Source organism: Pseudomonas sp. KB_15, assembly GCF_052114525.1.
Lineage (GTDB): Bacteria > Pseudomonadota > Gammaproteobacteria > Pseudomonadales > Pseudomonadaceae > Aquipseudomonas.
Map to the genome: position 1 here is coordinate 1 of NZ_JBFREX010000318.1, position 384 is coordinate 384.

At 54.2% G+C, this 384-nt stretch carries 1 protein-coding gene; it reads right to left on the minus strand.

Annotation, left to right across the window (positions count from 1 at the left end; translation table 11 throughout):
* Positions 1–114: 114 nt before the first annotated feature.
* A partial coding sequence (locus AB4Z35_RS31075; protein ID WP_442101307.1) for a zinc-binding dehydrogenase occupies positions 115–384 on the minus strand: 270 nt, incomplete at its 5' end.

Consider the following 384-nt stretch of genomic DNA (forward strand, 5'->3'; position numbering starts at 1 on the left):
GTGAAGGACAAAGCGCTGGATCAGGGGCGAGAGCTGCATGAACGTTTCGAACTTTCAGTAATTTGTGAAAGTTTAATACGGATCAAGGGGGCATGCAGGAGTTTTTGCGGTGCGTCAAAAGGTCACAGAAGCCATCGTCAGCATGATCTTCCCCACATTCTGGTTGGATTCCATGCGGTGGTGCGCATCAGCTGCATTCTTCAACGGAAACGTGCTGTCGACGACGGGCATCAGGCAGTGGCTTGCAAATCGAGGAAGCCACGTATCTGCGAACCGGCGAGTCATGGCATGTTTCACCGCTGGCGGGCGCGATTTCATGACCGTTCCCATGATTTGCAGGTGTCGGTAGAGCACTCGATCCAGCGGAAGCTCGGCGCCTTGGAT